This is a genomic window from Mycobacterium sp. ML4 (assembly GCF_054515735.1).
Genome location: NZ_JBTNSY010000056.1, coordinates 1 through 7,540 on the forward strand (window position 1 = coordinate 1; position 7,540 = coordinate 7,540).

A 7,540-nucleotide genomic window follows, 5' to 3' on the forward strand; every position below is an offset into this window, starting at 1 on the left:
GTAGCCGGTCCAAGAGCATTTCCAGACGGGTGATGTGCCCGGCGATGTCGTCGGCGCTGTAGCGATCCGGATTCCACGCGAGCTGAATTCGCGGCGCGCCGTGACCCAGCCGCGGATAGATGTTGACTGCGATGTCTTGTATGGGGCCGTTGGTCAAGATGTTGTACCTCGGTTCCGAAGGCCCGAAACGAAACGGGGTGGCGAAATCGAGGATGTTGATGATCGGGCCGAAATCGAGGTTGTCGAGATGGGTTGCGTCGGCAATGAGGTCGGGCCAGCGCCGGAACTGCTGATGCCGCAGCGCACCGACCAGGGCCTTGCCGACCTCATCGGTCAGCGCGCCCATGGTGTCGCCGTGATCGACGCAGATGCGCAGCGGCACCATATTGGCCACCATGCCCGCAGATCTTTTCAGCGCCGCGGTCGTGCGCGCCGAGACCGGCAGCGACATCGAGACGTTCTGGCGCCCTGTGGTTTTCGCGATGAACACCGCCATTATCGCGATGACCCTTGCGACGTCGAGCTGGTGGTTCTCCGACAGATGCGCGCACGCCAGCTCGCGCATCTGCGGGTGGCGTGGTGCCGCTGACCTCCATCCCCCTAGGTCGATGACGTCCGGGGAGCCGCGCACGATGGTCTGCCAATACTCGGCATCAGCATGACTGCGCGCAGACTGCTGATATTTCTGATCTGCGTCACGGAGCAGGGCGAACTCGGAGAAGTCGACTTCGGTGGTGTCCGCAAGCGATCCCGAGTAGGCGGCCGCGATGTGCCGGATGAAATTGTTGGCGCCATACCCGTCGAAGAGAACGTGGTGCGCACGCAAGTAGAAGTACGACAGGTTGTCGCTGATCCGCAGCAGCGCGAGGTCGGTTAGCTGGTCACGGACCAGATCAATTGGCTGGTGGTAGTTGTTGTTCATCCAGCTATGAGCAGCTGCGACCGGGTCAGACGCGGCACGCAGATCGATGCAACGCAGCGAGCGCAGGTTCTGCGGGAGCAAGCGGTCGACGATGAAGACCGGTTCGCCGTCCACGAGAGACAGCCGCGCGCATTGTGTGCCGAACCGCGCCGCCGCTGCTTCGCACGCCATCGTGAGCCTCTCGACGTCGACATGGTGATCGATGGCGAGAAAACCGGCCACGGCGTAAGGGACTTCGGGCTGGAGTTGTTGGACAGCCCACATCGACCGCTGACCGGCGGTTAACGATCCCAACATGTCGGGTTGCGTGCCGTAGTTGAGCATGAGGCGACGAACCTTCCTTTAGGCCGGCAGGCCACCGCTCGCGTGAGTTCAATCGGCGAGTTGGCTTGTCGCGCAGGACATCATGGATCTCGCCTAAGGGGCACCGAAGGAAAGACTTGTCGCCGCCGCTTATCGGTTCCGCTCAGCATTGCGGTGGGTGGCGTCAGGGTTGGTTCGCGGCCCTGCCGGTGCCGAATCAGCGGCGTCCAGACCACATGACGGCCTCGCCGACGCCACACCCGACCGATGCTGCAGCAGGAATCCGGAAGCCGACCTTCACAGTGACTGCATCGCAGCGCACTGACGGGTGGACCAGGCGGTGAATCGACCTGGTGAACGAACATTAGGGCAACAACCTCCCGCCTGCCATCAACGTCTCGAACTCCAACTGTGGTTGGCAGCCGGCGCCAGCGGTAGAGCCCTATTGCCCTTTCCCGCAGTGGCCAAGGTCCCTACCCCCGCCGGGTATGAGCGCTGTCGGGACGGCGATATGCGTCAACAGATTTCAGTCACTCGAAGCGACGCGGCCGGTGTATGGCCAGGCCGCGTAGCTGATGCGCACAAACGCCACGAATTCGCCAAGCGGACCTGGGCATAACCCTGAGCGCAGCCGGTTGAGGACTTTGTGCCCTAGACGCGTCATAGACACACTGCAAACCTTAAGATGTTGCTGTCGACGCGATTCCCCGTCGGGTAGGTCATCGGTGTCGCATGCCGACTCGTGCAGACCAACCGAAGGAGGTCACAGTGGCCACATTGAAGGATGAACTGACCGCCAAGGTCATTGAATATGAGCACTGGGCCAAACGCCGTCGGTTCGGCCGCTTCGGCCACACCGACCGCAAACTATGGGTGCTGGCCTGCATGGATGAGCGCCTGCCCATCAATGAAGCACTGGGCATCAACGTCGATTCGCCTGTCGCACATGGGGATGCGCACTGTTTCCGCAACGCCGGGGGAATCGTCACTGATGATGCGATCCGATCAGCGATGCTGTCGACGAATTTTTTCGGGACCACCGAGATTGTCATTGTTCAACACACCCAGTGCGGAATGTTGTCGGCAAACGCCAGGGACCTCGAGGCCTATTTCAAGGCCAAGGGCATCGACACCGATCAGCCGATCTTGGATCCGACGCTGCCAGAGCTAAAACTCGACAGGGGCGCTTTCGCCAAGTGGATCGGGATGACCGACGATGTCGACGAGGCGCTGCTGAAGACGATCGAGGTTTTTGAGAACCATCCGCTCATCCCTGACGAGGTGACCATCAGCGGCTGGGTCTGGGAGGTTGAGACCCGGCGCCTGCGGCCGCCGACCCGTGATCCGGCCCGCCGAGCGCGCACTGATGCGACGGCGCGCGATTATGGCGTCACTCAGCCACAACCTGCCCGCTGGCACTTGGGCAAAGATGGAAAAGATGTCGCGACCACGACCGATCCGGTATGCGGAATGGAACTCGTGATCGATCGGGCGGCTGGGCACCGCGACGTCGACGGGGACCGTCGATACTTTTGCTCTCAGGTGTGCCTTGACAGCTACGACAGCAATCCCGCCCGCTACCTGGTCTCCCAAACATTATCGGGATAGCGACCCCGCACACTGAGCGAGCCGCCTAGCGCCGGTCCGGGCGACGCGAAAGCCCTGCAGAAAGTCAAAGTTGTGCGGCCGACTGATCGAGAATCTATCTCCGTTGCCGGCATGGCCGCGTGCAGCTCTTCACCCGCAGCGGGCAGGCGCACATCCCCGTAGTCCCGTATGAACCCCATTGCTGCACCGGGCCCTGCGGCTTACATCGAGTGGATTTCGATAACGCTTTGGTCAAACCTATCGACTGCGACCGCGTTGGCCGCGGCAGTGGCACAGTAGATGTGTGTCCCTCTACCCGTTCAGAGGAGTTCTGTGAGATTCCCCCGCACCGACGTCGTGAACCTGCTGGTCATTGGCGCGCTGGTGTTATCGGGATGCGGTAGCAACACCAATACCTCCGCTCCCTCCTCAGGGCCGTCGGCCAAAGTGGACTGCGGCGGCAAGGCGGAGCTGAACGCCAGCGGCGCGACCGCACAGGCGAACGCGATACAGCTATTGGTCAATGCCTACGCCCACGCGTGCCCCGGGTACACGCTGGACTACGAGGCAAATGGCTCCGGTGCCGGGGTCGAACAGTTCATCAAGAGCGAGACGGATCTGGCCGGGTCCGGCGTGCCGTTGGATCCGGCGAAAGGTGAACCCAACAAGGCGGCGGCGCGATGCGCATCCCCCGCCTGGGAGCTGCCGGCACTTTTTCAACCGATCGCGGTCACCTACCACATCACCGGCGTGAGTTCGCTGAAGCTGGACGCGCCCACCATGGCGAAGATTTTCAACGGCACCATCACCCGGTGGGATGACCCGGCGATCAGGGCGCTGAATACGGGTATCAACCTGCCCCCATCGCCTATCCGGGTCATCTTCCGCAGTGACGAATCCGGCAACTCGGCCAACTTCCAGCAATACCTCGATGCCGCATCCAACGGTGTTTGGGGAAAAGGCGACGGCAAGACGTTCCAGGGGGGCGTCGGTGTCGGCGCCGATGGGGACAATGGAGTGACGGCGGCCCTGCAGACCACCGACGGATCCATCACCTACACCGCGTGGTCGTTCGCGTTGGGTAAACAATTGAACATCGCCCAGATCATCACCTCGCCCGGGTCGGGTCCCGTGTCGATCACACCCGAGTCAGTCGGCAAGACGATCGCGGGAGCCAGGATCGCGGGTCAGGGCAATGATCTGGTGTTGGATACGTCATCGTTCGCCAAGCCAACGCAGCCCGGCGCGTACCCAATCGTGGAGCCGACCTATGAGATCGTCTGTTCGAAGTATCCGGAGTCGGCAACCGGTACCGCCGTAAGGGCGTTTATGCAGGCGATAACTGGTCCGGGACAAGAGGGCCTGGCGCAGTATGGATCCATTACGCCGCCGGGCTGGCTCCAATCGCGGCTGACAACAGCGGTAAACGCTATCTCTTGATGACATGAAGGAGTTGGATGGCAGGCGTCAGTGAGCAGGGTCCAAGGACAGGCTCGCTTGTCGGGCCCTATCGGCTGATGCGGCTACTGGGTCGCGGCGGAATGGGCGAGGTCTATGAGGCCGAGGACACCCGCAAACGCCGCGTGGTAGCGCTGAAGCTGATCTCAAGCCAATTCTCCGCCGACCCGGTGTTTCGCGAGCGGATGCAGCGCGAGGCTGACGCCGCGGGACGGCTGACCGAGCCACATGTGGTGCCGATCCACGATTACGGCGAGATTGACGGGCAGCTGTACCTCGACATGCGGCTGATCGACGGTCTTTCTTTGCGCCGCATGCTGACGGCATACGGTCCTCTGACACCGGCCCGAGCGGTGGCCATCGTGCGACAGGTCGCCGCCGCGCTGGACGCCGCGCACGCCAGCGGGGTGACGCACCGCGACGTCAAACCGGAGAACATCATCATTGGCGTCAATGACTTCGCCTATTTGGTGGACTTCGGCATCGCTCGCGCGGCAACCGATCCAGGGCTGACCCACACCGGGATGGCACTGGGAACCTACAACTACATGGCTCCGGAGCGGTTCGCCGGCGACGAGGTTGACTTTCGCGCCGATATCTATTCGCTGGCATGTGTGTTGGCCGAGTGTTTGACCGGGTCACCTCCTTATCGGGCTAGCAGCATCGAGAGGGTGATCAGTGCGCATCTAATGGAGCCCGCCCCGCGGCCCAGTCAACTTCGTCCCGGCATCATTCCGGCAGCTCTCGATCACGTGATCGCCAAAGGAATGGCGAAAAAGCCCGAGGAGCGGTTTCGCAGCGCCGGTGAACTGGCCGCTGCCGCCCATAGTGCCCTGACCACAGCCGAGCAGAACCAGGCGGCCGCAATTGCGCAGCGCGGCGAGCAAACGATTCTGTCAACCGGTACCGGGCCGGTCGCCGCCGACTCGGTGACCCAGGCCAGGCCCTGGTCAGCAATGTCAAGTCCGCCCACGGCCCAAGGCGGGTGGGCAGCTGCGCCTGCCGACACCGCCGGATGGCGCGGCCGACCCAACATCTCGCCCCCCGTCAGCCTTGCGGACCAACCGAACCCCGCCCCAACATCCGGCGCACGCGCGGGACCCCGGCGCAAACGCAAGTGGATCGTGATCGGTGCCGCCGCACTGGTTGTCATCGCAGCCAGCGGCGTCGCCGGATACCTTCTCAAGCCGAAACCGCCCCCGGCGGCATCGGCGCCGGGGCAGACGGTGCTGCCGTTGACCGGGCTCGGCTTCCCCCTCTCGCCGGGCGGGGTGGCGCTGGATAGCACCGGCAGCGTATATGTCACGAGTCAAAGCATGTATGGGCGCGTGGTGAAATTGGCCTCCGGGTCGCTAACCCCCACAGTGCTGCCCTTCACCGGCCTTTACCAGCCGCAGGGACTGGCGGTCGACGCCAACGGCACCGTGTACGTCGCCGACTTCAACAACAGAGTGGTCAAGCTGGCCGCCGGATCGAACACACAGTCCGTGCTGCCGTTTACCGGCCTCGCTTACCCGCAGGGCGTTGGGGTTGATGCCGCCGGCAATGTCTATGTCGCCGACCGCGGGAACGACAGAGTGGTGAAACTGGACGCCAAGTCAGACACCCAGGCTGATCTACCATTCACCGGCCTCAACCATCCAGATGGTGTGGCGGTGGACCCCTCGGGCATCATTTATGTCACCGACTCCGACAACGACAGGGTGCTGAAACTCAATCCCGGGTCGAGCACCCCGACGGAGTTGCCCTTCACCGGACTTGCTGTGCCCTCGGGTATCGCGGTAGACGCCGCGGGCGCCGTCTACGTGACCGATCACGAAACCGGCAAAGTGGTCAAGCTGAATCCGGGGTCTAGCACCCCGACGATACTGCCATTCAGCGGCGGCCACCCGATGGGCGTAGCGGTCGACACCTCCGGGAAGAAAGTATTCGTCGCTGACAACGGCAACGGTAGAGTCGTGCAGCTGCCGTCCAATTAGCCGTCGATCCCGGCATCCGCGTGAGGATCGCCCGCGGGAGTTGGTCGGTACGGCGGAAATTGCCTGCAGGTGCCGAATCCCCGGCCAGGCTCCTCGAGCTAAACCCCGGCGTCGGTACAAACGCTCGCTACAGCGAGCCCAAGATAGTTTGCATTGTCGTGATCTCTTTCTGCTGGCTGGTGACGATCGACTGCGCCATCGCCGTAGCGGGAGAGTACTGACCGGACTTGATTTCGTTTTGGGCCATGGCGATCGCACCCTGATGGTGCTGAATCATCTGGGTGAGGAACAGCTTGCTGGCGTCAACGCCTTGTGCGTTCTGCAGGGCCTGCATGTCTTGCTCGGACATCATCCCGCCCATCGCGGGCATCCCCGGCATTCCGCTGTTGCTCGGCATCCCGGGCATTCCACTGTGGCTCGGCATGCCGGGCATCGTCGACGAAGGGGACATGGCGCCCGGCGTCGTGGGTTGTCCCCACTGGTTCAGCCACGTCTGCATCTGTTGAATTTCCGGTCCCTGCGCAGCCTTGATCTGGTTGGCCAGGTCGACTACGCGAGGATCGATGCCCTGCTTACCAAGGATCATGTCGCTCATTTGGATGGCTTGCTGATGGTGGGCAATCATGTGCTGGGCAAACATGACGTCATGATCGTTGTGCGCCTGCGTGCTCGCCGGCGAGCTCGACACGCTCGACGAGACGGCCGTCGTGGTACCGGAGCCGGCCTGATTGCCGGAGTTGCCGCATGCGGTCAAGGTCAGTAGCGCCATGACTGCAGCTCCGCAGGCGGTCAGTGATCGTCGCACCATCACGATGAATTCCTTTCGAGAACCAAGCGCGGAGTCGTTTTCATATACCTCATACGGGTAGATGGTAACAGGTGGGCAGGATGCCCTGCGGGCGAGCAATAGATACGGTCGGGCACCAAAATGCTCGTCGAGTCGGTCCGCGTTCCGGCAGGATCTCGCCGAGGGCTACGAAAAGCTGCCCGACGCCTAGCAATTCGGCTGGCGGGCCAGCCCATGGGATCATCTCGTCGCTGTGTCCGGTGCACGGTCAAGCGAGGAGGTACTTGACATTCGTTGCAGCACAGGATTTTTTGCTCGTTGGACCGCTCCGGTTCTGTGCTCTTCGGCAGTGATGGTCGGATCGATCCGTCATCGCCATCGCTGGATCACGTAGCGGCACATGCCTTGCCAACTTGCGCGTTCGACCTGGCGCAAGCCCAGGATTTGCCCGTTGTTGACCTGTCGTTCGACTTGGACGACTTGGTCGTTTCAGGCGTGACCCGT

General features: G+C 62.5%; 5 protein-coding genes and 1 pseudogene. 4 read left to right on the forward strand and 2 right to left on the reverse strand.

Features of this window, described 5'->3' with window-relative positions; all coding sequences use genetic code 11:
• Positions 1–1,246: condensation domain-containing protein (locus ACX9NE_RS28960; RefSeq protein WP_459365212.1), on the reverse strand; the 1,246-nt coding region annotated here is incomplete at its 3' end.
• A 747-nt stretch (positions 1,247–1,993) separates the two neighbouring features.
• Here ACX9NE_RS28960 and ACX9NE_RS28965 point away from each other — a divergent pair.
• The 3 genes from ACX9NE_RS28965 (at position 1,994) to ACX9NE_RS28975 (ending at position 6,249) form a co-directional block, all read left to right on the forward strand.
• Positions 1,994–2,833: a YHS domain-containing protein gene (locus ACX9NE_RS28965; RefSeq protein ID WP_459365211.1), complete on the forward strand. Its 840-nt coding sequence runs from the start codon at positions 1,994–1,996 to the stop codon at positions 2,831–2,833.
• A gap of 279 nt (positions 2,834–3,112) precedes the next feature.
• Positions 3,113–4,252 carry a phosphate ABC transporter substrate-binding protein PstS gene (gene pstS / locus ACX9NE_RS28970; RefSeq protein WP_459377752.1) on the forward strand — a complete coding sequence of 380 codons (1,140 nt, stop codon included), beginning with the start codon at positions 3,113–3,115 and terminating at the stop codon, positions 4,250–4,252.
• A 17-nt stretch (positions 4,253–4,269) separates the two neighbouring features.
• Positions 4,270–6,249 (forward strand): serine/threonine-protein kinase PknD, encoded by a 1,980-nt coding sequence (locus ACX9NE_RS28975; RefSeq protein ID WP_459365209.1) that lies wholly within the window; start codon positions 4,270–4,272, stop codon positions 6,247–6,249.
• A gap of 127 nt (positions 6,250–6,376) precedes the next feature.
• Here the strand turns inward: ACX9NE_RS28975 and ACX9NE_RS28980 are convergent, their stop codons facing one another.
• Positions 6,377–7,057 (reverse strand): DUF305 domain-containing protein, encoded by a 681-nt coding sequence (locus ACX9NE_RS28980; RefSeq protein ID WP_459365213.1) that lies wholly within the window; start codon positions 7,055–7,057, stop codon positions 6,377–6,379.
• A gap of 297 nt (positions 7,058–7,354) precedes the next feature.
• Here ACX9NE_RS28980 and ACX9NE_RS28985 point away from each other — a divergent pair.
• Positions 7,355–7,540 (forward strand): annotated as a pseudogene (locus tag ACX9NE_RS28985) (hypothetical protein); the annotation flags it as partial.